The organism is Lacticaseibacillus huelsenbergensis (assembly GCF_029726355.1).
GTDB classification, from domain to species: Bacteria; Bacillota; Bacilli; order Lactobacillales; family Lactobacillaceae; genus Lacticaseibacillus; species Lacticaseibacillus casei.
The window spans coordinates 375,883-399,795 of record NZ_CP120687.1 but is presented as its reverse complement, the minus strand read 5'-3'; the positions used below and the strand labels follow the sequence as shown (position 1 = coordinate 399,795).

Here is a 23,913-nt window from a genome sequence, read left to right as displayed (position 1 = left end):
TGCTAAAGTGCCAAAAAAGCAGTTCTAGGGACAAAATCTGTCGCCTAGAACTGCTTTTCATTCATTAGCTCAATTAACTCACGGCATTATCAACGAAGTCAGCGAGTGCCTGGCCGCGTTTACCATCACTCAGACCAACTTGCAGCTTGATGCGCGCTTTCTGGCCGTTGAGTCCCTGACAGAAGATGATGCCCATTTTTTTGAGCTGGACGCCGCCGCCTTCGTAATTGTAGACGGCTTGAGCAACGCCATTAAAGCAGCGGGAGACCAGTACGATCGGCACATGCCGATCTAGTAGCCGCTGGATAGCCGGCAAGGTGGCTGGTGGGAGATTACCGGCGCCGAGCGCTTCAATGGTCAGACCGTGGATATTTTCCGGGAGTGCGTCAAACAGCGTGCCGTCCATTCCTGCGTAAGCTTTGATTAAGAAGACATGGTCAACAAGGTGGTCAATGGCACAGACTTCCTGGTTGATCAACTCTTGGAAGAAACGCACACCATCTTTGGTGACAAGCCCAACCGGCCCGAATGTCGGCGTCCGAAAAGTTGCGACGTTGGTGGTGTGGGTTTTGGTCACAAAACGGGCGGTATGGATTTCATCATTCATCACCACCAAGGTGCCCTTGTTCCGCGACTCGTCGCTGGCAGCGGTTTTAATCGCGCTTTGCAGATTTTCTAGCCCATCGCTGCCAATTTCGTTACTGGAACGCATGGCGCCGGTGACAACGACCGGCATGGCGGAATCCAGGGTGAGATCCAAAAAATAGGCGGTTTCTTCTAAAGTATCCGTACCGTGGGTGACGACCACCCCGTCAGCGCCGTCTTTTTCCGCTTGGCGGATGCGTTTGACTAAGGTGAGCATCCGCTCCGGAGTCATGTGCGGCGATGGTAGATTAAAAATCTCCTCACTAGTCAGTTCGACGCCGGCTGGCACAAAACTATCGGCGCCGAGCAAGGGATTATGCTTGCTGGGCATGATGTCGCCATCTCTGGTTTCGGTCATGGAGATGGTGCCGCCAGTATGTAAAACGAGAATGTGTTTAGTCACGGTCAAAGCTTCCTTTCAAAGGTTATCGAGACTTATTATACGGAGTTTTGAGTGCAAGTCTATGCGGGAAGTGAGATTGTTGCAGTATTTGGTGGGTTAGGTGTTCTTACGCCCATGACGCGTTCGCCGGCGGAGGAGTTTGCGTGTAAGGGCCTTGGTCGCAATGGCCTAAGCCCGGATTGTGTACTTGAAACTTGTTCTATTTAGGGCAAGTGGGTAGTCAGACTTTCGTGTTCTATAACGCGTTCGCAGTCGCAGAAATCTACGTGTAAGGACCTTAAAGCCTAAATGGCCAAAGCCCAGCCATTTAGGCTTTAAGGCCACTTACACTCCGATTTCTAAGCGCTCCTGCTCACGCTCACCATAACGCGTTCGCCAGCGCAGGAGTCTGCGTGTAAGGACCTTGGTCGCAATGGCCAAAGCCCGGGCCATCACGCCCAAGGCCGCTTACACTCCGACTCCTAAGCGCGCTGGCTCACGCTCACATAAAACTGGCGGCGTACCCAAAATTCTGAGTACACCGCCTTTGAGGGAATCCCTTTGTCAGGGAGTTTTGAGCAACTAAGAAAAATTTGCTTACGAGACACCATTTTAGCGGACCAATCTGGTAGCAGACTTGGTGTAGCGCTAAAAAATACCGAGAAAGTCGTGAGATAATTTTCACGATGATGTCAAGGGTTGAGCCTGCCTTTAAGTGCTGATGCGAACGTTCAAGGGGTTTCTTTTGGTTAATTTTCGGTGTACGATAGAACTCGTGACAAAATCTAGGAGTAGGAATCTGCGCGTTAAGTGCTGCTGGAACGGAATGTGAACGGCAGACGAAGACGAAAGTCGCGGTGCAGATGCCGCATTCGCCTGATATTTAGGCGTCTCCGCAAAAAAGGAGATTGCAGCTTATGCAAGTTTTATCGTTTAGTAGTCCCAAGCTTTCCACTCGGAACATCGTGTATATGGCCATGTTGATGGCAATGCAGATTGTTTTGGGTCGTTTTTCTTTTGGTACGCCATGGCTTAAGATCAGTCCGGCGTTTTTCGCTACCATTTTGATGGGGTATTATTTCGGACCATGGCTGGCCGCGGGTGCCGCTGCTTTGAATGACCAGTTGTCGATTATGGTCTTCAATCCGGGCGCCAATTTTCCCGGGTTCACGCTCAGTGCCGCAATTGCTGCAATGATTTACGGCATGTTCTTCCACGGCAAGAAGGTAACGGTTATGCGGACGTTACTTGGCGTCGGATTGGTGTTGCTGATCAGTAATGTCATTTTGACAACGCTGTGGCTGAACATGATGGGGACGCCTTGGCAAGGGATTATCTGGCCACGAACGATTAAAAACGTGGTCATGTTACCGATCCAGACGGCACTGTCTTATGGGACATTAAAAGCCGTCGAACGGATTCGGCCGCATCTTTAATTGACAAAAGTCGTTTTAACACCGACTCAATAAGTGGCAGCAAGTTTCTCGGTCATCTTCGCGGTGACTCGGAAGCTTGCTGCTGCTTTTTGCATGCTGGCGTGAACCCACTGGCACAACCCTAGCACCCAGTTCATCTAACTGGTCACTCACCGGATTAATTGCTAAAATAGGCGAATCAAAGTTTCTGGAAAGGAAGGCGGACAATGGATCTATTGTTGCTTGGATTGATAGCGGTGGCATTGGCCGGAACCGGTTTATGGGCGTGGTCCTTGGAGCGTAAAATTGTTGCTATGCAGCTGACGACGCACAAGATGATGTACCCGAATCAGGTACGTACTGGCCGGAAAACGTATGTCCGCAACTTATATCGTGAAAATGCTTTGGCGCAGCGGATTCGCCGTGTCGGACTGACAGGCAGCTGGATTAGCGGCTTAGCGTTCGCTTTTGCGATTGGAAATCAGTTTTACAACGAACTGAGTCACTTGCCGCTTATTCGGCGATTATATATTTTTACGGCAGATTATTTAACCACCCGCAATCAGGCTTTGTGGGTGCTGGCCATCAGCGCGGTAGTTGCCGGGTTTGCCTGGATGTGGTTGGCAAAATGGTTGCATGATCAGTTGCTGGCTGCTAACGAGGCGACCGGGATTCAGAGCGCCGCGGACTTGTATTGGACGCCAGAAAGTATCATTCATCAACGCTTATGGCTTAAGATTTTATTACAGATTCTGTTGATGATTGGTAGCATTCTCATTTTGCTTGCCGCGTTGAACGGGGAACTGCCTAATCCCGGCGAAGCGTGGTTATCCTTGTAGTTGATGGCGCTTATTTGGCACAGCGCGAGGCGGCTGACTAGCGGTTTGTATGCAGCCACACGAATATACCACTCACGCTCTAAGGCCATTTGTGATAAACTATTGCCATGATTGTATCGCCGAAGGGAGGCCTGAATTATGCGATTATTAGCACTTGATACCTCAAATGAGGCGATGTCGGTTGCCGTGCTGGACAATGATCGGTTATTGGCGCAGACGACTATTAATCATGAGCGGACTCATAGTGAACAGTTATTACCAACGATTGACGATTTGGTTGCTGCAAGTGGCTTGCAACCCGAAGATCTTGATAAAATTATTGTTGCGGACGGTCCGGGTTCCTACACGGGCATTCGCATCGCCGTGACTACCGGAAAAACTCTGGCATACACGCTGAACATCGCATTGGTCGGCGTCTCCAGCCTGGAAGTGTTAGCGGCAAACATTACGGATACTAAAGCTATGATTGTGCCGATTATGAATGCACGGCGCAACAATGTCTTCACAGGTGTTTACCAGTGGGACAAGGGGAACCTGATTAATGTGGTTACGGATCGCCACGTTCCGCTGACGCTTTTGCTCACCGAGTTGACAACGTTACGGCAACCGGTTATCTTTGTCGGAACCGATGCAGCGATGTTTCGCGGACAGATTATCGAGGCATTGGGCGGTTTGGCTCATTTTGCCCCAGATTGGTTAAATCTGCCGCAAGCGTTGCGACTTGGTCAGCTAGGCAAAGATTTACCACCGGTTTCTGTCTATGATTTTGTGCCGCGCTATTTACGCTTAACGGAAGCCGAAAACAACTGGCTTAAGGCGCATCCCGGCAAAGGACATGATGTTTATGTTGAGAAAGTTTAGGTCGTGGTTTGACCGCACGACGCCTGATGAACTTCAATTTGAGTCACGCACGATCAATGTCCGCAATAAGGAATATTTACTGCGGCGCATGACGGAAGCCGATGTTGACGCGGCATTGGCGATTGAGCGGCGGATCTATCATGATACGCCGTGGGATCGCTATGCGTTTTTCTCTGAATTGCGCAAAGTGCGTCATTCATTGTATCTTGCGGTTGAAGATGCTGGCCAACTGGTTGCTTTTGTCGGTACTTGGTTTACCATGAGTGAAGCTCATGTCACGAATATTGCCGTTGATCCAGCTTACCAGCATATGGGACTGGGTCGCTTTTTGATGCAGTTTATGATTGGCCGAGCGATTGAATACGGCAGTGAAAAGGTCACGCTTGAGGTTAGAACAAATAATGATATTGCTAAGCAGCTTTATCATTCGCTCGGTTTTCAAGATGGCAAAGTTAAAAAAGGTTATTATGTCAGCAATCATGATGATGCACTGGATATGTATCGGCCTTTGCCGTGATATCCGGAACCATCATGTTTGTAGAGGAGAACAATGTGGCAGCAAGGGAATTGATCTTAGCATTTGAAAGCAGCTGCGACGAAACCAGTGTGGCTGTCGTTGAAAATGGCAACAAGATTTTATCGAATATTATCGCGACGCAAATCAAGAGCCACCAGCGTTTTGGCGGCGTCGTTCCGGAAGTCGCCAGTCGGCACCATGTCGAGCAGATTACGCTGGTAACAGACGCAGCACTGAAAGAAGCCGGGGTGACCTACACCGACTTAACGGCCGTAGCAGTCACTTACGGCCCGGGATTGGTTGGCGCACTGCTGATCGGCGTGACGGCTGCCAAAACGATTGCTTACGCCCACCACTTGCCGCTGATTCCGGTCAATCATATGGCTGGGCATATTTACGCTGCCCGCTTTGTTAAGCCGCTGACCTATCCATTGTTGGCGTTGGCGGTTTCCGGTGGTCACACCGAGCTGGTTTACATGAAAGCTGCCGGTGAGTTCGAGATTATTGGTGATACTAGAGATGATGCAGCTGGTGAAGCCTATGACAAAGTGGGACGGATTTTGGGCATCCCATATCCGGCAGGGAAAGAAGTCGATCGTTTGGCACATTTGGGCCACGATACCTTCCATTTTCCGCGCGCCATGGATAAAGAGGATAATCTGGACTTCAGTTTCAGTGGCTTGAAGTCCGCTGTGATCAATACGGTGCACCATGCCAATCAAATCGGTGAAACGCTTAGCCGCGAAGATCTTGCGGCCAGTTTCCAGGCTGCGGTGGTGGATGTCCTGGTTCATAAAACTCAGAAGGCTCTGACGCACTATCCGGTTAAACAGCTGATCGTGGCTGGCGGGGTAGCAGCCAATCAGGGACTCAAAGAAGCCATGAACGAAGCGCTGGCCGTGCATTTTCCGGATGTGGACGTGATTGTTCCGCCGTTGCGCTTAACCGGCGATAACGGTGCCATGATCGGGGCAGCTGCGCATATTGAATTGGCCAAGCGCCATCTTGCCTCCGAGAATCTCAATGCGGATCCGGGCCTGAGCTTTGCCCATGCTTAGGGTCATGAGCGAATCATCAGCACTTTCGTTGACGGGGGTTCGTTGATTTAGTTAAACTTAACTTATCGATAAGTTTGTTAACGAAAGGATGATTCCCATAGCTGAAAAAACAATTATGTTAGTGTGCTCCGCTGGTATGTCCACCTCGATGTTGGTGCAACGAATGAAAAAAGCTGCTGCGGCAGATGGTATGGATGTTGATGTTTTTGCCACTGCGGCTGCAGATGCTGACAATAAACTGGCATCGGAGCCAGTTTCGGTACTGATGCTTGGCCCGCAAGTCCGCTTCATGGAAAGCCAGTTCAAAGCTAAAGCCGACGCTAAAAAAATCCCGATGGCTGTCATTGACATGAAAGCCTATGGGATGATGGACGGCGAGAAAGTTTTGCAGCAGGCAATCGGGTTGCTGGATCAAAAGGTTTAATTGCGATAGTTAAAAAATGTAAAAAGCTGGCACCGGAAACAAGTTATTGATTCCGGTACCAGCTTTTTTGCGGTTAACTGACCTTGATTGAGGCTAATTTCGTTGCCTACTTGTCAGCAGTTTGCATGTCTTCAAGCTCAATACTTTTTTCTTCCCAAGCATTTTCGACGTCCGTGGTTTGTTTCTGAACTGCTTCGAGCTTAGTTTGCAATTTCTGCATTTTGACATAGTCGCTCAAAACATCGGGGGCGGTCATTTCTTTTTGGATTGTGGTCGCTTGGTTGCCGAGTTTCTGCAGCTGTGCTTCTAAGTCAGCAACTTCTCGCTGCAACTTACGGGTTGCGCGGGCATCTTCTTTGGATTGCTGGTAAGAGGTAGCGCCCGCGGTTTCGGTTTTGGCGGTTGGCTGTTCAGCAGCCGCAGCTTCGGCCTCTGCCTTAGTCTCGGCTAGTTTTTCCTGATAGTAGTCCCAGTTGCCGAGGTAGGTTGTGCTGCCGGTCGGGGCGATGGCAATGACGTTGGTTGCCAGTTCGTTGATGAAGTAGCGGTCATGGGACACGAACAAAACGGTGCCATTAAAATCTTTTAATGCCTGTTCAAGGACTTCCTTGCTGTTAATGTCCAAGTGGTTGGTCGGTTCATCAAGAACCAGAAAATTATCATGTTTGAGCGCTAACTTGGTCAACTCCAACCGCGCTTTTTGCCCGCCGGATAAGGCACTGACCGGTTTTTGAATATCGTCTGGGCCGAACAAAAAGGCAGCCAGAACGGAACGGACGTCTTTTTCCGGCATCATCGGATGTTCATCCCAGATTTCGTCAATCACAGTATTTTTAGGGTTGAGTTGTTGAATTTCCTGGTCGTAGTAGCCGACATCAACGTTAGCGCCGAACTTTGCTGATCCGGATAGAAACGGGATCTTGCCTAAAATACTTTTGAGTAAAGTCGATTTGCCGACGCCGTTTGGTCCGATAAGGGCGATCCGATCGAATTTGTTTACCTGGAAATCGATAGGGCCGGCCATCGGGTGATCAGCTTCATAACCCACCGTTGCCTGGTCGACTTTGAGCACCTCATTGCCGCTGGGACGATTAGGGGTGAAGTTAAAACGCACGCTTTTGTCGTCACCAGTTGGCTTTTCCAGAACGTCCATTTTTTCCAATTGCTTCCGGCGCGCTTGGGCCTGCTTGGTGGTGCTGGCGCGGACAATATTCTTGTCCACGAAATCCTGCAGTTTGGCAATTTCTTCTTGCTGCTTGGTGTAGGCTTTCCAAGCCTGCGCCTGGCGCTCGGCCTTTTGCTGGAGATACCCGCTGTAGTTGGTTTTGTAATGGGTCGCATGGTGGTGATCCAGTTCGTAAATTTCGGTGACCACGTGATCAAGAAAATATTGATCGTGGCTGACCGTTAAAATAGCGCCGGGATAGGTTTTAAGATAGCCTTCCAGCCAACTCAGGGTTTCGATATCAAGGTGGTTAGTCGGCTCGTCGAGGATGATCAGGTCATGCTTTTCCAGCAGGAGCTTGGCCAAGGCCAGACGAGAGCGTTCGCCGCCGGACAAGGTGCCGACTGGCTTGTCGTAAGTGTCTTCACCGAATTGGAAGCCGTGGAGAACCGAGCGGATTTCGGCTTCATAGCCATAACCGTTTTGCTCATTAAAATCGTGTTGCAACTGATCATATTGTTTCATGGTTGCGGCAAAAGCCGGCTTGTCCGCAATGAGTTTGGGATCACCGAGTTTGGCCTCTAATGCGTGGATTTGCCGGGCCATTGCCTGCAGTGGTGCGAAGACCGTCAACATTTCTTTGAAAATCGTTTTATCTGAATCTAAGCCGGAGTTTTGGGCCAAATAGCCAATGGACAGATTCTTCATGGTTGTTACCTGGCCGCTATCCGGAGGCGCGATCCCGGTCAGGATTTCCAGCAGGGTGGTTTTACCAATCCCGTTGGGGCCAACAAGGCCGATGCGCGCGCCGTCTTGGACTTCAAGATTCACATTGGCAAATAATTCGTTGCCGTTGAAGCTGCGGCTAACTTGTTGTGCCTGCAAAATGATCACAGGAATACCTTCTTTCACAATAATCGTTAAGACCTAATATACCATAGTTTTGTTCATGGGCGTGCGTTCCCTGATGATGCATTCGCACAATAAAATATGCTTGTGAAGATGTATCCGCTTGCGTTCAGGCCATAAACCAGCTAATATTAGCAGAAGATACTATGTTGGACAGTTCACATGTTCTGCATGGGAATACTTCTACAGGAGGCTTGCTTACATGGCGGAAACAATCATCCCCAAAGCAACGGCGAAACGCCTACCCGTGTACTACCGATATTTGAATTTCTTGGCGAATTCCGGGACAACCAAGATCAGTTCAACTGAACTGTCGGACGCGGTGAAAGTTGACTCGGCAACGATTCGGCGTGATTTTTCTTATTTCGGTGCATTGGGCAAACGCGGCTACGGCTATGACGTCAACGATTTGCTGAAATTCTTTAAAAAGATTCTGAATCAGGATCGGCTAACCAATGTCGGGCTGGTTGGTGTCGGCAATCTTGGCCACGCCTTGTTGAATTATAATTTTCGACAGGCTAACAACATTCGGATTAGTGCCGGATTCGATATCAACCCTGATTTAGCCGGAACCATTCAAAGTGGGGTACCGATTTATCCCATGGACGAAATGATTAAGCAAATTAAAGATCAGCAGATTGAAATCGTGATTTTGACGGTGCCAATTGATGCCGCCCAGCATATCACCGATGATTTGGTTAAAGCCGGGATTAAGGGGATCATGAACTTCACCCCGATTCGCATTTCGGTGCCTAGCTACGTGCGGGTACAAAATGTCGATTTGGCAACGGAACTACAGACCTTGATTTACTTCCTGGAACATTATGGGCCAACGCTCAACGAACCGGAAGCTTAACTGAAAAAAAGAAAATGCGTCGTCCATGACAGATGGACGGCGTTTTTTCTTGCGTTGTTGAGTGTACTATGTATAATAGTACACGTAGTACGAAAGGGGGCGCCTGAATGGCAACCGAGTCATATACTCATTTGGCGTACTATGAACGCTTGGTGTTGCAGATTAAGACCCGGATTCTACAAGGCATTATGCAGCCGGGCGATAAGCTGCCATCGGTGCGGGAAATGGCGAAGCAAGAACAGCTGAATCCCAATACCGTCGCCAAAGCCTACAAGCAACTGGAGGCGGACGGCGTGATTTACGTTGAACCCGGGCGCGGCACATTTGTGGCTGAGCCATTAAAACATGCGAATTCAAGAGCAGTGGCGGCGTTCCGCCCAAAGTTTGATGCAATTGTCGTGGAAGCACAAAGCCTGGGCATCAGTTTAGCGACATTGCAAGCATGGTTGACTGAAAAGGAGGAGCATCGTGTATGAGTTTAATCGTGACTAAATTGCAAAAAAGAATCGCCAATCAGGAAGTCCTGCGCGATATCACGTTTTCGCTGGATCGCGGCCAGGTTGTCGGATTGGTCGGCCCAAATGGTATCGGCAAAACCACGATTTTTCGTACCGTCAACCGCCAGTATATCGCTGACGGCGGGACGGTCACGTTGGATCAACATGATCTGACAAAAGAATCACCGCAACAAGCAGCCATTTTTTACTTAGATCAGCAACATTTATTTTTTCGCAAGTATGCATTAGCCAAAATTGGAACAACCTATGCCTTGCTTTATCCTTCATTCGATCAAACAGCGTTTCTGCACCTGATTAAAAAATTCGGGTTAGCTGGCGGCCAGCGGTTTCAAGGTCTATCCAAAGGGTATCAGGCACTGGTCATGGTAGCGATGGCTTTGGCGAGTCAGGCACCGTATGTTTTTCTCGATGAACCATTCGATGGGCTGGATGTCCTGATTCGCGAACGCATTGTGAATCTGGTTGTGGACGCAGTAGCCGATGGTCAGCGAACCTTTCTGATTGCGTCTCACAATCTCGCCGAATTAGACGGTTTATCCGATCGCGTTTTATTCGTCAAAGATGGGCGCATCAGCCGTGATCTCACCTTGGAAAATGTCCGGCAGCAAGCAGTGAAATTGCAATTGGTATTCCGGACCAAGGAAATTCCGGCGGTGATCAAACAGCATGGCCGCATTTTGAACATCCGCGGACGCGTCATCGAAGTGGTTTTCCCTGATTTCACGCCAGATGTGCAAGCGGCACTGCAAGCTGAGCAACCGGTTTTGAACGAAAGCCTGCCATTGTCATTGTCGGATTTGTTTAAAGTCGAATTTCGAAAAAAACATGCGGAGGTGGGCTAGATGGGTGATCATCAGCTGTTGAAACTTGTTCGGATAAGGCACAAAGCGCTTATTCGTGTGATGTTTGTTTTTGTTGTGTTATTGGCAGTTTTTAATTTGGGTGACACGTTAAAAAATTATCAGAGTCAGCAGAAATATATGATGAATCCTACAGAATATTATGCCGCCCAAAATCAGGCAGCTAAACATCACTCTGAAATATATGGCAATAAAAGTTACGCTGGTTATCGTGATGAACAACGCTTTTTGATTGAGCCACAACGAAACAGGCTTTATTCGCCATTTCTGATCAACCGTATTATGACAGTGATTAGTTATATTGTTCCCTTGCTCTTGGGATTGATCATGGCTGGAGCAGATCAGGCAAGCAGTTTTAACGCGACTCTCTTTAAAAGCAGGTTTAAGCGAAAACGGTTGTTTGACACTCGTTACTGGTATGGACTTGCATGCCTTTTGGGGACGACAACGCTTGGCATTAGTCTCACTCTGTTTGGCTATTACGCAGGCGTTCCAGCAGCGTATGTCGGGATCAGCGGCTTGAATATTTTGGGACTATTCATGACGAATCTGGCTGTTAATAGCTTCATGTTCACCGCCGGTATTGCAGTCGGCAGTATCTTTGCTTCCTTATTCGGCATGTTTGTATTTGGTCTTCTTGGTGGTTGGCTTGGCATGAGTGCCATTCAGCGGTTTGTTACTTATACCACCATAGACAAGCGTTCTTATAGGGCATTCTTGCCGCATGGCGATCAGCTGTTTCTGTTCTTTTTTGTGATGGCATTAATAGCCAGTGCAGCCGGTTACTGGATCACCCGGTGGTTATTTGACCGCATTTCGTTGGAAAACGAAGGTGACATCCTATTGTTACCAAAACTCCGCTGGGTCATTTTTGTCTATGCCTTGATTGTTGTCCCTTACAATTTTGGGGATTGGCTGTTCCAAAATGAATTGCTGTCCTACAGTGTCTCCATTATCGGTGTTCTCGCGCTTGGTCTTTGGTGGCTGCATCGTGAGCGTGCGCAAGAACAGCTGATGGTTCGATAGCACTGAGCAGGCAGAAGCAAATTTTTACGCCACTAAAAAACCGCCGCCGACGAAAAAAAGTCGGTAGGCGGTTTTTGCTTGCAGGGATGTTAACGGTCATACGGTGTGAAGATAATGTAATTTTGATCGGTCGTCGCCTTGAAATCAAACTGAGTATTCTTGGCGTTTTGTTTGGTTTCTTCGTTGCTGATGGTTTCGGTTTGCAGGCCCAGTGCTTTGCGCAGTTTATCGGAAACCCGCTGCATTTCGGCATCGGATGCGATTTGATAGGCACCGTCGCCGACCCAGGCGTTAACCCCTTTGAGATGATCGGTTGTGATGGTTTTGGCAGCGCCGCGATAGTTCATGAAAATGCTTTGCATATCGGCAAAACTCAGATTAGTTGCAATGTTTTTAGAAATCGTGTCCATGAGTTTGGTGAAGTTACCAAGCGATCCGACAGAAACGGCTTTTTTCAAAATTGCCTTGATGACTTGTTGCTGGCGCTTTTGCCGGCCATAGTCGCCTTCCGGATCAGCGTGGCGCATTCGTGAGTAGGCAAGTGCCATGTTGCCATTTAAATGCATGCGACCCTTTTTGAATTTCTGGTTACCGGTGTAAGGATCCTGGAATGAAAACGGAACATCAACGTCAATCCCACCGACCGCATTGACGACTTTTTCCAGCGCGCCCATGTTGATCGTCAGATAATAAGAAATCGGCACATTCACAAGTTTAGAGACTGTGTTGATGGCCATATCAGAACCGCCGACATTGTATGCAGCGTTGATTTTCTGCATATTGAACTCTTTGGTGCCAATCAATTCAGCAGCCGTATCGCGGGGAATGCTGACCATGGTGGTTTTGTTGGTCTTCGGATTGACGACGGCCACAATCATGGTATCGGAGTTGCCCTTTTCAACGCGTCCTTCAGCACCGGTGTCGACCCCGAGCAGGAGTACTGCAAATGGTTTCTTTTGGGCGATGTCCGTGCTGACGTGTTTGGTGGCATGGTATGTATTGTCGATGGCATATTTTGCCTGGCTATAGAGGCGCAGGGCATAGGCGCCAACCGTAAACAGGCCGACAATGACGATTAAGCCGATGAGGCGTCCCCAGCGAAAACGTTTAGGCGGTTGACGGTGGCGGTGATTTGAACGGGTCTCCATTTTTGAACGGCTCCTTTATAAAAACATTATTTCCATTATAGAAGATTGAATGCGCCAACGAGATTAATATTCGATTACGTTTACAGCGCGTGGGCAATGTAATATAGCCAGACCACCCATAGTGCACCGACATGGGCGATGATGGCAGTGCTGATGGCGCCGGTGTGACGGTAATCATAGGCCAGAACCAATCCGACTAAGGTCGCGCTGAGCCAGTGGCCGCCTGGTTGAGTCACGGCAAATAACAGACTGGCGATCAAAGCGCCACCGAAAACGCCAGTGACATTAACCAGATTACCGAACAATACTTTACGAAAAGCCAGCTCCTCCAGAACGGGAATGGCGAGGCCGATTGCCAAAAAGTACCAGGGATTGGTGGTCATACTGGAAAGCTGCTGATGAATCTGGCTATTGGTTTGCGGCATTTTAAAAAGGATCATTTCAAGCCATGAGCCGACTAACTGAGCAGCCAAGACGCCGGCAATGCCGATGACACCCCAGAAAACGCGCTGTTGTGGTGCGAGGACGCCAGGGGCTTCAATCGCGTTGGCAATGACCAGTTGCCGTTCGCTATACGCCGCAGCAATCATTGCGATGACACTGATTAAGGTCACAATACCAAGGCTGAGCCGCCCAACCGGCATGAATTGGAAAATCAAAAGGTTAGCGATAAACGTGACGAGGTAAGCACCGACAACGGAAAAGGCATGTTTTTGCAGTGACATATAGGGGACTCCTTTGAAAAAATATCTGAAATTAGTATAACATTCCCGGGTTTTGGGGTTGCATTCACCCGGAAAACTCGTTATAGTTACTTTTGTAGTTAGCACTTAGACATAGCGAGTGCTAAATCAAAAAATGTAATGTGGAGGGATTGCCTTGTTAAAACCATTAGGAGATCGCGTGATTGTCGAGGTCGTTGAAGAAGAGGAACAGACTGTTGGCGGCATTGTTTTAGCCAATAATGCCAAACAAAAGCCGCAAACCGGCAAAGTTGTCGCAGTAGGTGAAGGCGCTTTGACACCGGAAGGCAAGCGTCTGCCAATGGCCGTTAAAGTTGGCGATACTGTATTATACGACAAATACGCCGGCTCTGAAGTAAAGTATGAAGGTCAAGACTACCTCGTACTGCACGAAAAAGACATTATGGCAATTGCGTAAAAAATAATCGATCAATTTTGAGGTGAATAAAAACAATGGCAAAAGAAATTAAGTTCTCTGAGGATGCACGTACCGCCATGCTGCGTGGCGTGGATCAATTAGCAAACACAGTAAAAACAACTTTAGGACCAAAAGGCCGCAACGTTGTTTTGGATAAGAGTTATGGCGCACCGGAAATCACCAACGACGGTGTTACGATCGCCAAGTCAATTGACTTAGAAGACCATTACGAAAACATGGGCGCTAAGTTGGTAGCGGAAGTTGCATCCAAGACAAACGATATCGCCGGTGATGGTACCACAACCGCAACGGTTCTGGCACAAAGCATCATTCGCGAAGGTATGAAGAACGTGACTGCCGGTGCTAACCCTGTTGGCATTCGGACAGGTATCGAAAAGGCAACCAAGGCAGCGGTTGACGAACTGCACAAGATCAGCCACAAAGTTAACGGCAAGAAGGAAATCGCCCAGGTTGCTTCGGTTTCATCTTCCAATGAAGAAGTCGGCAATCTGATTGCGGACGCCATGGAAAAAGTTGGCCATGACGGTGTTATTACCATCGAAGAAAGCAAAGGGATCGACACTGAACTTTCTGTTGTTGAAGGGATGCAGTTTGATCGCGGCTATCTGAGTCAATACATGGTAACCGACAATGATAAAATGGAAGCTGATCTGGACGATCCATATATCCTGATTACCGATAAGAAGATTTCCAACATTCAGGACATCCTTCCACTATTGCAGGAAATCGTTCAACAAGGTAAGGCACTGTTGATCATTGCTGACGATGTTGCCGGCGAAGCATTGCCAACCCTGGTTCTTAACAAGATTCGTGGTACCTTCAATGTTGTTGCAGTTAAGGCCCCTGGCTTTGGCGATCGGCGCAAGGCACAACTGGAAGACATTGCAACCTTGACCGGTGGCACCGTGATCAGTTCCGATCTTGGCTTGGATCTGAAGGATACCAAGATTGAACAATTGGGTCGTGCCGGCAAAGTTACCGTTACCAAGGACAACACCACGATTGTTGATGGCGCAGGTTCCAAGGATGCCATTGCTGAACGGGTTAACATCATCAAGAAGCAAATTGACGACACAACCAGCGACTTCGATCGTGAGAAGTTGCAGGAACGTCTGGCTAAGTTAGCTGGCGGGGTTGCGGTTGTCAAGGTCGGTGCTGCAACCGAAACCGAATTGAAGGAACGTAAGTATCGGATCGAAGATGCTTTGAACGCGACCCGTGCTGCCGTTGAAGAAGGTTACGTTGCCGGCGGTGGTACTGCCTTGGTTGACGTCATCCCTGCAGTCGCTGCTTTGAAAGAAGAAGGCGACGTTCAGACCGGGATCAACATTGTTCTACGTGCCCTTGAAGAACCTGTTCGCCAGATTGCCGAAAACGCTGGCCGCGAAGGTTCTGTCATCGTTGAACAATTGAAGAAGGAAAAGCAAGGCATTGGTTACAATGCTTCAACCGGTGAATGGGAAGACATGGCTAAGTCAGGTATCATTGACCCAACCAAGGTTACCCGTTCCGCATTGCAAAATGCTGCATCAGTTGCTGCTTTGATGCTGACCACTGAAGCGGTTGTTGCTGACAAGCCAGAACCAAAGGATAACAACGCGGGTGCTGCAGGTGCAAACCCGGCAGCCGGTGGCATGGGTGGCATGATGTAATTTCGTCCTATCCTTAAAAAGAAGAACACAAATAAAACACCAGCGAACTTTGCTGGTGTTTTTTATATGTGAGCGTGAGCCAGCCGATTTCTGGGCTAGCGAACGTATGATGGCACGTCTTTTGTACCCTTCAAACTCGTGCCAAGCGTTATCATAGGCATTGACCACCTTTCCTTGTTAAAATAAAATTGATAAACAATTAACGTTGCTATTTTCCATGTCAAATAAGAGGGGACGAGTTATATGAAATTGATTCAAAATCCCATTCGGCTTAATGCCAGTTTACACAAGATGCTTCCGCACACCATGCGCTTTTTATACAGTCGCAAGCCAGTCAAGTATTTCGAACTTTACACGCTAGGATCGGTGCATGTTTATTATGTGGAAGGCTTCGACCAAATCGATATTGTCCTGACACACGACAAGCGCACCATCAAAGATGCCGAGATTGATTTTGTTCTTGAGAAACTATTGCCAGACACACCGAAAACCGAGCTAAAAATCGACCACGCCGCTAAAAGCGAGATCGAACATGAAGTCCATCGTAAATTGAAAGTGCATGATGTGGTTATTATCGAGAAGTGAGCGTGAGCCGGCGCGGTTAGAAGTCGGAGTGTAAGTGGCCTTGGGCGTGATGGTCGGGCTTTGACCATTGCGACCAAGGTCCTTACACGCAGACTTCTGCGCCGGCGAACGCGTTATGGTCGAGCGTGAGCCGGCGCGTCTAGAAGTCGGAGTATAAGCGGCCTTAGGCGTGATGGCCCGGTTTTGGCCATTGCGCCTAAGGTCCTTATACGCAGACTTCTGCGCTGGCGAACGCGTTAAAGTGAGCGTGAACCGGTGTGCTTAAATAAAGCGTAAGTAGTCTCAACCCCAATGGCGGTTTTTGCCATTGGGGTTGAGGTTCTTGCACCTGAATTTCTGGGCTACCAAACGCGCTACAGAACTTAGCAGTCAACGGAACCCCTTAGCTTCTTTATAGAGCAGTGCCTGATCGCGGCTTTTTCCGAACCATACCCGCTGACAAATATCAATCCAACCGGTGTTTCTGGCGGCACATATAAGTTAAGATGAAACAAGGTAGGCGTAAGCCGAAATTTAGAGTACACTAATGCATGTTTGTTTACGATTCATTAAAATTTTTGAACCGGTGTGGGTTAATAGGAGTTTAGAAAATGATGCACTTGAAACGGCTGTTCATTGGGCGGCCTTTGAAATCTTCCGAGGAAGGTGGTCAACAGCTTAACATCTTCAAAGCATTGGCGATGCTGTCGTCAGATGCTTTGTCCAGTGTGGCTTATGGGACCGAGCAGATTGTCTTGGTCCTCACGACACTGTCAGCTGCGGCAATTTGGTATTCGTTACCGATTGCGGCGTTCGTTTTAGTCTTACTGATTTCGCTGACACTTTCATATCGGCAGATTATCCATGCTTACCCTAGTGGTGGCGGGGCCTATGTTGTTGCCAGCGAAAATTTGGGCCGCAATGCCGGTTTAACGGCCGGTGCTTCGTTGTTGATTGATTATATGTTGACGGTCTCGGTTTCGGTTTCAGCCGGCGCCGAGGCGATCACCAGTGCGATTCCTGCGCTGTATGGCCATCAGGTGGCGATTTCGCTAATCATCATTTTTATCTTGATGGGCATGAACTTACGTGGCATGAGCGAATCGGCTAACTTCCTGATGATTCCGGTTTATCTATTTGTGCTTGTGATGACCGTGATGATCGTCTGGGGACTTTATCAGGTTGTCAGTGGTGCCATCCCGTATAAGGCAACTTCATTGGTCGGCGCAGCGATTCCCGGCGTGTCGATGGCGTTGATTTTCCGGGCGTTTTCCAGCGGATCCAGTTCACTGACCGGGGTTGAAGCGATCAGTAATGCGGTGCCGTTTTTCAAGTTGCCCAAGGAAAAGAATGCAGCCAAAACGTTAGCGATTATGGCTGGCATTCTGGGGTTCTTCTTTGCCGGGATCACGTTCTTGAACTACTGGTATGGTTTAGTGCCGATGGCGAAGGTGACGGTACTTTCACAGGTTGCCAAAGAAACATTTGGTGGCACCGGCATCATGTATTATGTCGTTCAATTTGCGACCGCGTTAATTTTGGCGGTTGCTGCCAACACAGGGTTCTCGGCTTTTCCGGTCTTGGCGTTTAACTTGGCTAAGGACAAGTTTATGCCGCATATGTACCTGGATCGCGGCGATCGGTTGGGTTATTCCAATGGGATTTTGACCTTGGCCCTGGGCTCGGCGGCGTTGATCACCATTTTCCAGGGATCCACGGAGCGCCTGATTCCATTGTATGCGGTAGGCGTGTTCATTCCGTTTACGTTGTCGCAAACCGGGATGATCATTCACTGGTTCCGGCACCGCGGCAAGGGCTGGATTGGCAAAACGGTCGCCAATCTTTCTGGCGCATTAATTTCGTTCGCGATTCTGGTCATCTTATTTGCTTATCGGCTGTTTGATATCTGGCCGTTCTTCATCGTGATGCCGCTTGCGATCTTTATGTTTTACAAGATTCATGATCATTACCGTAAAGTGGCCGCGCAGTTACGGTTGCCGGCAGATGTTGAGGAGCATGAGTACGATGGCAGCACCGTCATTGTGCTTGTCGGTAATGTGACGCGGGTGACTCGCGCCGCGCTGAACTATGCGCAGTCCATCGGCGATTATGTCATTGCGATGCACGTCTCGATGGATGAGAATCCGAACAAGGAAAAAGAAACGCAAAGCGAATTTCGGGCTGATTTTCCGGATGTCCGGTTTGTCGATATTCACTCGTCATATCGTTCGATTGAAGCACCGACAATTCGCTTCGTCGACATCGTGGCGCGGAATGCTGCTAAACGCAACTTCACGACCACGGTGCTAATTCCGCAATTCGTACCGCGCAAAAAATGGCAAAATATTCTCCATAACCAAACCAACTTCCGTTTACGCGCTGCGTTTGCAAGCCGCGAGAACGTGATTATTGCCACTTACAGTTATCATTTGAAGAAGTGACCGTTTAGGCAGGTTGAAGAGACATGCAATAGAGGCGGATGAATTCCATAGGTGTGGGTTCATTCGCTTTTTGTTTTCTGTTAAACGGGGTAGTGGGTTTGGTGAGGGGCAATCCGGCCCAAAACGCGCTCACTGGGCCAGAAACCTCCACATAAGGACCTTGGTCGCAATGGCCTAAGCCCGGGCCATCACGTCCAAGGCCACTTATGTTCCGGTTTCTAACGGCCCTGTTCGCGCTCTGTTGACTTACCTGTTAAAATAAATGATATAGAACGTCAGAGATAGTCAAAGACAAAGGGTGAAGTTTGTGCCGCAAAAAACCAGTGATACGCCAATGATGCAACAGTATAATGCGATTAAGGCGCAGTATCCGGATGCATTTTTATTTTATCGAATTGGCGATTTTTATGAATTATTCAACGATGATGCCATTAAAGGCGCACAGTTGCTTGAGCTGACGTTGACGGCACGGAATAAGAGTGCGGATGATCCGATTCCGATGGCGGGGGTGCCGCATCATGCGGTGCAGAGTTATGTCGATATTCTGATTGATCATGGGTATAAAGTCGCTATCTGTGAGCAAATGGAAGATCCTAAAAAAGCCGTTGGGATGGTCAAGCGCGCGGTGATCCAGTTGATTACCCCGGGGACCAATGTCGACATCAAAGCCGGTGCCGCGAAGACAAACAATTACATTACTGCTGTTTTGCCACACGCAGGCGGTTATGCCTTTGCTTATGGCGATGTTTCCACCGGTGAGCTGAAAGTAACTGATCTCAAAAGTAAATTCGCTTTGCAAAATGAGCTGAGTGCGCTCGCAACCAAAGAGATTGTGGTGCCAGAAGACCTGACCGATGATGACGCAGCCATGTTGAAAAAAAGCGAGCGTTTGTTGTCGGTTCAGCCTGACAGTCAGCCCACGAGTGAAGGCAGTTATGTGTCGCAAGATCTGACCGATCCGGTCGCAGCCGCGGTTGTGCAAATGCTGATGGCTTATTTGTTGAATACGCAGAAACGGAGTCTGGCCCATATTCAAAAAGCCGTGGCCTACCAACCATCGGCGTATCTGGAAATGGATCAGGATGCCCGCAGCAATCTTGATATTCTGCAAAACAGCCGTACCGGGCGCAAAGGCGATACGTTACTATCTTTATTGGACGCAACGAAAACCGCGATGGGCGGGCGTTTGCTGAAGCAGTGGTTGGAACGGCCGCTGTTGGATATTGGCGCGATCAGCGTACGGCAAAATCAAGTTCAGGACTTGCTGGATCACTTTTTTGAACGTAGTGAGTTACAGGAACGTCTGACGAAGGTTTATGATCTGGAGCGGTTAGCCGGTCGCGTGGCTTTTGGCACGGTTAACGGGCGCGACTTGATTCAATTGCAAACCTCACTTGATCAGGTGCCGGCGATTCAGGATGTCTTAAGCAAGCTTGATGATGGCAGTTTTAAGGCACTTCGGGGTAAAATCGATCCAGTCAGTGATGTTGCCGGGTTGATTCGCCGGGCGATCGAGCCGGAACCGCCGATTTCGGTGACCGACGGCGGCCTGATTTTACGCGGCTACAATAAGAAGTTAGACGAGTACCGCGATGCCATGAAGAATTCCAAGCAGTGGATTGCGGAATTGGAAGCTTCAGAGCGCAAGGCCACCGGTATCCACAATTTGAAAATCCGGTATAACAAGGTGTTTGGCTACTTTATCGAAGTCACCAAGTCTAATTTGGACAAGGTACCGGAAGGCCGCTACGAGCGCAAACAGACGCTGACAAATGCCGAGCGGTTCATTACGCCTGAATTGAAAGAAAAAGAGACTTTGATACTTGAAGCCCAGGAAAGCTCAACGGCGCTGGAGTACGATCTTTTTCAAGACATTCGTGATCAGGTCAAAGCTCAGATTAAACGACTCCAAGCGTTAGCCGCCCAGATTTCGGCATTGGATGTCTTGCAAAGTTTTGCGACAGTGGCTGAAAACAATCACTATGTCCGGCCGACGATGCATGCCGGCACCCACGACATTAATGTTAAAGGTGGCCGACATCCGGTTGTCGAACACGTTTTGGGGCAAGACAGCTATATTCCTAACGATGTTATCATGGACCAGGATACGGATATGCTGCTGATTACCGGTCCTAACATGTCCGGGAAAAGTACCTACATGCGGCAGTTGGCGTTAATTGTGATCATGGCACAGGCTGGATCATTCGTCCCGGCTGATGCTGCGGATTTACCGATTTTTGATCAAATCTTCACCCGCATTGGCGCGGCGGACGACTTGGCGAATGGGGAAAGCACCTTTATGGTCGAAATGCTTGAAGCCAACGCGGCACTGAGTCATGCAACGGCTTCGAGTCTGATTCTCTTTGATGAAATCGGACGCGGAACGGCGACTTATGATGGCATGGCGCTGGCACAGGCGATCATCGAATATCTGCATGATCACGTGCACGCCAAGACGCTATTTTCCACCCATTATCATGAACTGACCAGTCTGTCGGATTCATTGGCGAAGCTCAAGAATGTGCATGTCGGTGCGGTTGAAGAGCATGGCAACCTGGTTTTCCTGCACAAAATGATGCCGGGACCGGCAGATAAAAGTTACGGGATTCATGTGGCCAAATTGGCTGGCCTGCCGTCAGACTTATTGAATCGTGCCGATGCGATTCTGAAGCAGCTTGAAGCCGCCACGCCGGAGAAAACGGTGCCTGCAGCCCCAAGCCAGGTGACGGACCAGCAATTGTCGCTTTTTGAAGAGCCTAAACCGCAACCGAAGAACAGTCCGATTTTGGCGAAACTAGCTAAGTTTGATTTGATGGATGCGACGCCAATGGACGCCATGAATTTGATTTTCGACCTTCAGAAACGTTTAAAGAAGAAGTGATTTTATGCCAAAAATTCATCAGCTATCGGCCACGTTAAGTAACCAAATTGCTGCCGGGGAAGTCATTGAACGCCCGGCCAGCGTGGTCAAAGAATTAGTGGAAAACAGCATCGATGCCCAGGCAACCCAGATTGACGTGAAGGTATCGGCGGCAGGCTTGCAGAAAATACAGGTCAGCGACAACGGGATCGGGATTGATCCTGCCGATGTTGCGACCGCCTTTTTGCGCCATGCGACGAGCAAAATTCTGACGACGCGGGATTTGTTTAATGTGCATTCGTTAGGGTTTCGTGGTGAAGCTTTGGCCAGTATTGCGGCGGTTGCCGATGTCACGTTAACGACCGCGACAGACTCTGGCATCGGCGCCAAGATTCACGTGAAGGGTGGCAAAGTCGAGGATCAAACCACGGCGGCGCATCGCCGGGGCACCGATGTTGAAGTGTCCGATCTGTTCTTCAATACGCCAGCGCGCTTGAAGTACATGAAGTCACAGCAGACGGAGCTGGGGAAAATTGTCGATATCGTCAGTCGGCTGGCCTTGGCTAACCCTGGCATTGCCTTTACGGTTTCGCACGATGGCAATATGGTCGTCCGGACTGCGGGTCAAGGCGATCTGCGGCAGACACTTGCGGGGATCTATGGCTTACCGGTAGCACGGTCCATGGTTGACTTTCAGGCACAGGATCTTGATTTTCAAGTGAGTGGGTTAACCAGTTTGCCGGAGACCACGCGTGCATCGCGCAATTACTTGAGTCTGGTCGTTAATGGCCGTTATATCAAGAATTTCCAGCTCACCAAAGCCGTGATTGCCGGTTACGGCTCCAAGCTCATGGTTGGGCGGTATCCGATGGGTGTCATCACGATTCAGATGGATGCAGCCTTGGTCGATGTCAACGTGCATCCGACGAAAGCGGAAGTGCGTCTGAGCAAGGAAGATCAGCTCAGTCATCTGCTGAGTGAAGCGATTCGGAGTCGGTTAGCAAAAGAAAATCTCATTCCAGACGCGTTGGATAACCTGCCTAAACGCGAGCACTATGATCTGGATCAACTAGAATTGACGCTCAATAAAATCAGCCCGAAAACAGCTGCGCCAACGCCGCCGCAGGGAACTGAACTACACGAAGAAACCCATGACCAGCCTGTAAATACGCCTCAAGCTGCATCAACGCCGTCTGCTGAGACAGCGCCGGACTTAACCATGGATGATTTGGATGATCGGCCAATCTTTAGCGAACCGCAACGGCTGGCTGCGTGGGATCAGCGTTATCAGCAGTTGGATGCCAATGTAGCGCCAGCACTGGTGGAGGACTTGCCAGCGCAAGATCTGAAGCGGAACGAACCAGCTGAGCGATTTCCGGATTTAACGTATTTGGCGCAGGTTCACGGCACTTACTTGCTAGCTGAGTCCAGCGACGGTCTGTATATTTTGGATCAGCATGCCGCGCAGGAGCGGGTCAACTACGAATTTTATCGTCAGGAAATCGGCAAAGTCAGCACCGATCAGCAACACTTGTTAGTGCCGATTGTTTTGGACTACTCCGCGGCCGATGCGATTGATATTCGGACGCACCGCGATGTTTTAGAATCAGTCGGCCTGTATCTGGAAGACTTCGGCCAAAATAGTTTCGTGGTTGAACATCATCCGACTTGGTTTAAGGCCGGTCAGGAAGAGGATACGATCAAGGAGATGGTCGACTGGGTTCTACGGGATGGCAAGATTACGGTTGCGGCGTTTCGAGAAAAAACGGCCATCATGATGAGCTGTAAACGGGCGATTAAGGCAAATCACCATTTGGACGACAAGCAGGCGCGGGCATTGATTCAAAAGCTACCGCAATGTGAGAATCCGTTTAATTGCCCGCATGGCCGGCCGGTTTTGGTGCACTTTTCCAATACGGATCTGGAGAAAATGTTCAAACGGATTCAGGATAGTCATGAAAGCGGGGAAATGCAGGCATGATCATATTAGCAAGTCACTCACCGCGGCGGCAGGAATTGCTCAAGCGAATTATTCCCAGTTTTGAGAGCCACCCAGCCACGATTAATGAACGGGCGCTGCCGGTTTTAGCGCCGCCGGAATATGTCCAGAGTCTCGCGAAGGCAAAAGGCGAATCGCTGGTGCCCAGTTATCCGGGGGCTACGATTATTGCGGCAGATACCATGGTGGCGTTTCAGGGCAAATTGCTGGGCAAGCCGCATAGCCGGCAAGAAGCCAAGCAGATGATCACCGCACTTGGCGGCCAAACCCATCAAGTGTATACCGGCTTATGGGTACGTTTGGATAATGGCACGGTGCGCCAACAAGTCGTAGGCACCGATGTTACGTTCTGGCCACTTGAGGAAGCAGAAGTCGAGTCCTATTTGCAGGAAGATGCTTATCAAGACAAGGCCGGTGCCTACGGGATTCAAGATGCCGGAGCCTTGCTGGTTAAGTCCATTCAAGGCGACTTTTATAATGTGATGGGTCTACCGATCAGCACGTTGTATCGCATGTTGTTGGCTTAATCCAAATGGGTTAGACAGATCGAAAATACAAAATGACCGAGTTGCCAGATTCTTTTATGGCAGAC

Annotated in this window: 21 protein-coding genes, 1 pseudogene and 1 riboswitch; of the genes and pseudogenes, 17 read left to right on the top strand and 5 right to left on the bottom strand. The window is 49.2% G+C overall.

Going from position 1 to position 23,913, the window contains the following annotated elements:
• Window positions 1–73: 73 nt before the first annotated feature.
• Window positions 74–1,054: an asparaginase gene (locus LHUE1_RS01780; RefSeq protein WP_025012722.1), complete on the bottom strand. Its 981-nt coding sequence runs from the start codon at window positions 1,052–1,054 to the stop codon at window positions 74–76.
• Window positions 1,055–1,812: 758 nt separating this feature from the next.
• Window positions 1,813–1,907: riboswitch (THF riboswitch) on the top strand.
• A 37-nt stretch (window positions 1,908–1,944) separates the two neighbouring features.
• Here LHUE1_RS01780 and LHUE1_RS01775 point away from each other — a divergent pair.
• The 6 genes from LHUE1_RS01775 to LHUE1_RS01750 all read left to right on the top strand — a co-directional run bounded on the left by LHUE1_RS01775 (window position 1,945) and on the right by LHUE1_RS01750 (window position 6,141).
• A complete protein-coding gene (locus tag LHUE1_RS01775) occupies window positions 1,945–2,463 on the top strand; it encodes a folate family ECF transporter S component (protein ID WP_039639299.1) in 519 nt (172 codons plus the stop codon).
• A gap of 206 nt (window positions 2,464–2,669) precedes the next feature.
• Window positions 2,670–3,281 carry a hypothetical protein gene (locus LHUE1_RS01770; protein ID WP_049171636.1) on the top strand — a complete coding sequence of 204 codons (612 nt, stop codon included), beginning with the start codon at window positions 2,670–2,672 and terminating at the stop codon, window positions 3,279–3,281.
• A gap of 138 nt (window positions 3,282–3,419) precedes the next feature.
• Complete coding sequence (tsaB, locus tag LHUE1_RS01765; protein ID WP_049171633.1) at window positions 3,420–4,142, top strand: tRNA (adenosine(37)-N6)-threonylcarbamoyltransferase complex dimerization subunit type 1 TsaB; 723 nt, start codon at window positions 3,420–3,422, stop codon at window positions 4,140–4,142.
• A complete protein-coding gene (gene rimI / locus LHUE1_RS01760) occupies window positions 4,126–4,659 on the top strand; it encodes a ribosomal protein S18-alanine N-acetyltransferase (protein WP_049171630.1) in 534 nt (177 codons plus the stop codon). The genes tsaB and rimI overlap by 17 nt, the downstream gene beginning before the upstream one ends.
• Before the next feature lie 35 nt (window positions 4,660–4,694).
• The gene (gene tsaD, locus LHUE1_RS01755; protein ID WP_049171628.1) at window positions 4,695–5,717 is read left to right on the top strand and encodes a tRNA (adenosine(37)-N6)-threonylcarbamoyltransferase complex transferase subunit TsaD; all 1,023 of its coding nucleotides are present in this window, start codon (window positions 4,695–4,697) and stop codon (window positions 5,715–5,717) included.
• A 97-nt stretch (window positions 5,718–5,814) separates the two neighbouring features.
• Window positions 5,815–6,141 (top strand): PTS sugar transporter subunit IIB, encoded by a 327-nt coding sequence (locus tag LHUE1_RS01750; protein ID WP_010491995.1) that lies wholly within the window; start codon window positions 5,815–5,817, stop codon window positions 6,139–6,141.
• 106 nt (window positions 6,142–6,247) lie between these two features.
• On the opposite strand, the gene LHUE1_RS01745 is transcribed toward LHUE1_RS01750, so the two are convergent.
• Entirely contained in the window at window positions 6,248–8,200 is a 1,953-nt protein-coding gene (locus LHUE1_RS01745) for an ABC-F family ATP-binding cassette domain-containing protein (protein WP_049171625.1), read from the bottom strand.
• A gap of 217 nt (window positions 8,201–8,417) precedes the next feature.
• Between LHUE1_RS01745 and LHUE1_RS01740 the strand changes: the two genes are divergently transcribed.
• From LHUE1_RS01740 to LHUE1_RS01725, 4 genes are all read left to right on the top strand, one after another.
• The gene (locus LHUE1_RS01740) at window positions 8,418–9,071 is read left to right on the top strand and encodes a redox-sensing transcriptional repressor Rex (protein ID WP_010491991.1); all 654 of its coding nucleotides are present in this window, start codon (window positions 8,418–8,420) and stop codon (window positions 9,069–9,071) included.
• 107 nt (window positions 9,072–9,178) lie between these two features.
• The gene (locus tag LHUE1_RS01735; protein WP_047106338.1) at window positions 9,179–9,547 is read left to right on the top strand and encodes a GntR family transcriptional regulator; all 369 of its coding nucleotides are present in this window, start codon (window positions 9,179–9,181) and stop codon (window positions 9,545–9,547) included.
• On the top strand, window positions 9,544–10,431 hold the full coding sequence (locus tag LHUE1_RS01730) for an ATP-binding cassette domain-containing protein (RefSeq protein WP_049171621.1): 888 nt from the start codon (window positions 9,544–9,546) through the stop codon (window positions 10,429–10,431). The genes LHUE1_RS01735 and LHUE1_RS01730 overlap by 4 nt, the downstream gene beginning before the upstream one ends.
• Complete coding sequence (locus LHUE1_RS01725) at window positions 10,432–11,475, top strand: sodium/glutamate symporter family protein (protein WP_049171617.1); 1,044 nt, start codon at window positions 10,432–10,434, stop codon at window positions 11,473–11,475.
• 89 nt (window positions 11,476–11,564) lie between these two features.
• On the opposite strand, the gene LHUE1_RS01720 is transcribed toward LHUE1_RS01725, so the two are convergent.
• Together LHUE1_RS01720 and LHUE1_RS01715 are read right to left on the bottom strand one after the other, a co-directional pair.
• A complete protein-coding gene (locus LHUE1_RS01720) occupies window positions 11,565–12,623 on the bottom strand; it encodes an LCP family protein (RefSeq protein WP_025012729.1) in 1,059 nt (352 codons plus the stop codon).
• 80 nt (window positions 12,624–12,703) lie between these two features.
• Window positions 12,704–13,348, bottom strand: coding sequence for a CPBP family intramembrane glutamic endopeptidase (locus LHUE1_RS01715; RefSeq protein WP_047106341.1), 645 nt, complete (start codon window positions 13,346–13,348; stop codon window positions 12,704–12,706).
• Between the two features lie 154 nt (window positions 13,349–13,502).
• Between LHUE1_RS01715 and groES the strand changes: the two genes are divergently transcribed.
• The 3 genes from groES (at window position 13,503) to LHUE1_RS01700 (ending at window position 16,042) form a co-directional block, all read left to right on the top strand.
• The gene (gene groES / locus LHUE1_RS01710; RefSeq protein WP_003567052.1) at window positions 13,503–13,784 is read left to right on the top strand and encodes a co-chaperone GroES; all 282 of its coding nucleotides are present in this window, start codon (window positions 13,503–13,505) and stop codon (window positions 13,782–13,784) included.
• A 35-nt stretch (window positions 13,785–13,819) separates the two neighbouring features.
• A complete protein-coding gene (groL, locus tag LHUE1_RS01705) occupies window positions 13,820–15,457 on the top strand; it encodes a chaperonin GroEL (RefSeq protein WP_010491955.1) in 1,638 nt (545 codons plus the stop codon).
• A gap of 243 nt (window positions 15,458–15,700) precedes the next feature.
• Window positions 15,701–16,042 (top strand): DUF1827 family protein, encoded by a 342-nt coding sequence (locus tag LHUE1_RS01700; protein ID WP_049171614.1) that lies wholly within the window; start codon window positions 15,701–15,703, stop codon window positions 16,040–16,042.
• Here LHUE1_RS01700 and LHUE1_RS14325 read toward each other — a convergent pair.
• Window positions 16,033–16,110: pseudogene (locus LHUE1_RS14325) on the bottom strand (Asp23/Gls24 family envelope stress response protein); the annotation flags it as partial. The gene LHUE1_RS01700 and the pseudogene LHUE1_RS14325 sit on opposite strands and share 10 nt — an antisense overlap.
• 522 nt (window positions 16,111–16,632) lie before the next feature.
• Here LHUE1_RS14325 and LHUE1_RS01695 point away from each other — a divergent pair.
• From LHUE1_RS01695 to LHUE1_RS01680, 4 genes are all read left to right on the top strand, one after another.
• Window positions 16,633–18,462 carry an APC family permease gene (locus LHUE1_RS01695; RefSeq protein ID WP_047106343.1) on the top strand — a complete coding sequence of 610 codons (1,830 nt, stop codon included), beginning with the start codon at window positions 16,633–16,635 and terminating at the stop codon, window positions 18,460–18,462.
• Window positions 18,463–18,769: 307 nt separating this feature from the next.
• On the top strand, window positions 18,770–21,343 hold the full coding sequence (gene mutS, locus LHUE1_RS01690) for a DNA mismatch repair protein MutS (protein WP_213291510.1): 2,574 nt from the start codon (window positions 18,770–18,772) through the stop codon (window positions 21,341–21,343).
• A gap of 4 nt (window positions 21,344–21,347) precedes the next feature.
• The gene (mutL, locus tag LHUE1_RS01685) at window positions 21,348–23,303 is read left to right on the top strand and encodes a DNA mismatch repair endonuclease MutL (protein ID WP_049169204.1); all 1,956 of its coding nucleotides are present in this window, start codon (window positions 21,348–21,350) and stop codon (window positions 23,301–23,303) included.
• Window positions 23,300–23,848 (top strand): Maf family protein, encoded by a 549-nt coding sequence (locus LHUE1_RS01680; RefSeq protein WP_049169203.1) that lies wholly within the window; start codon window positions 23,300–23,302, stop codon window positions 23,846–23,848. The genes mutL and LHUE1_RS01680 overlap by 4 nt, the downstream gene beginning before the upstream one ends.
• Window positions 23,849–23,913 lie beyond the last annotated feature (65 nt).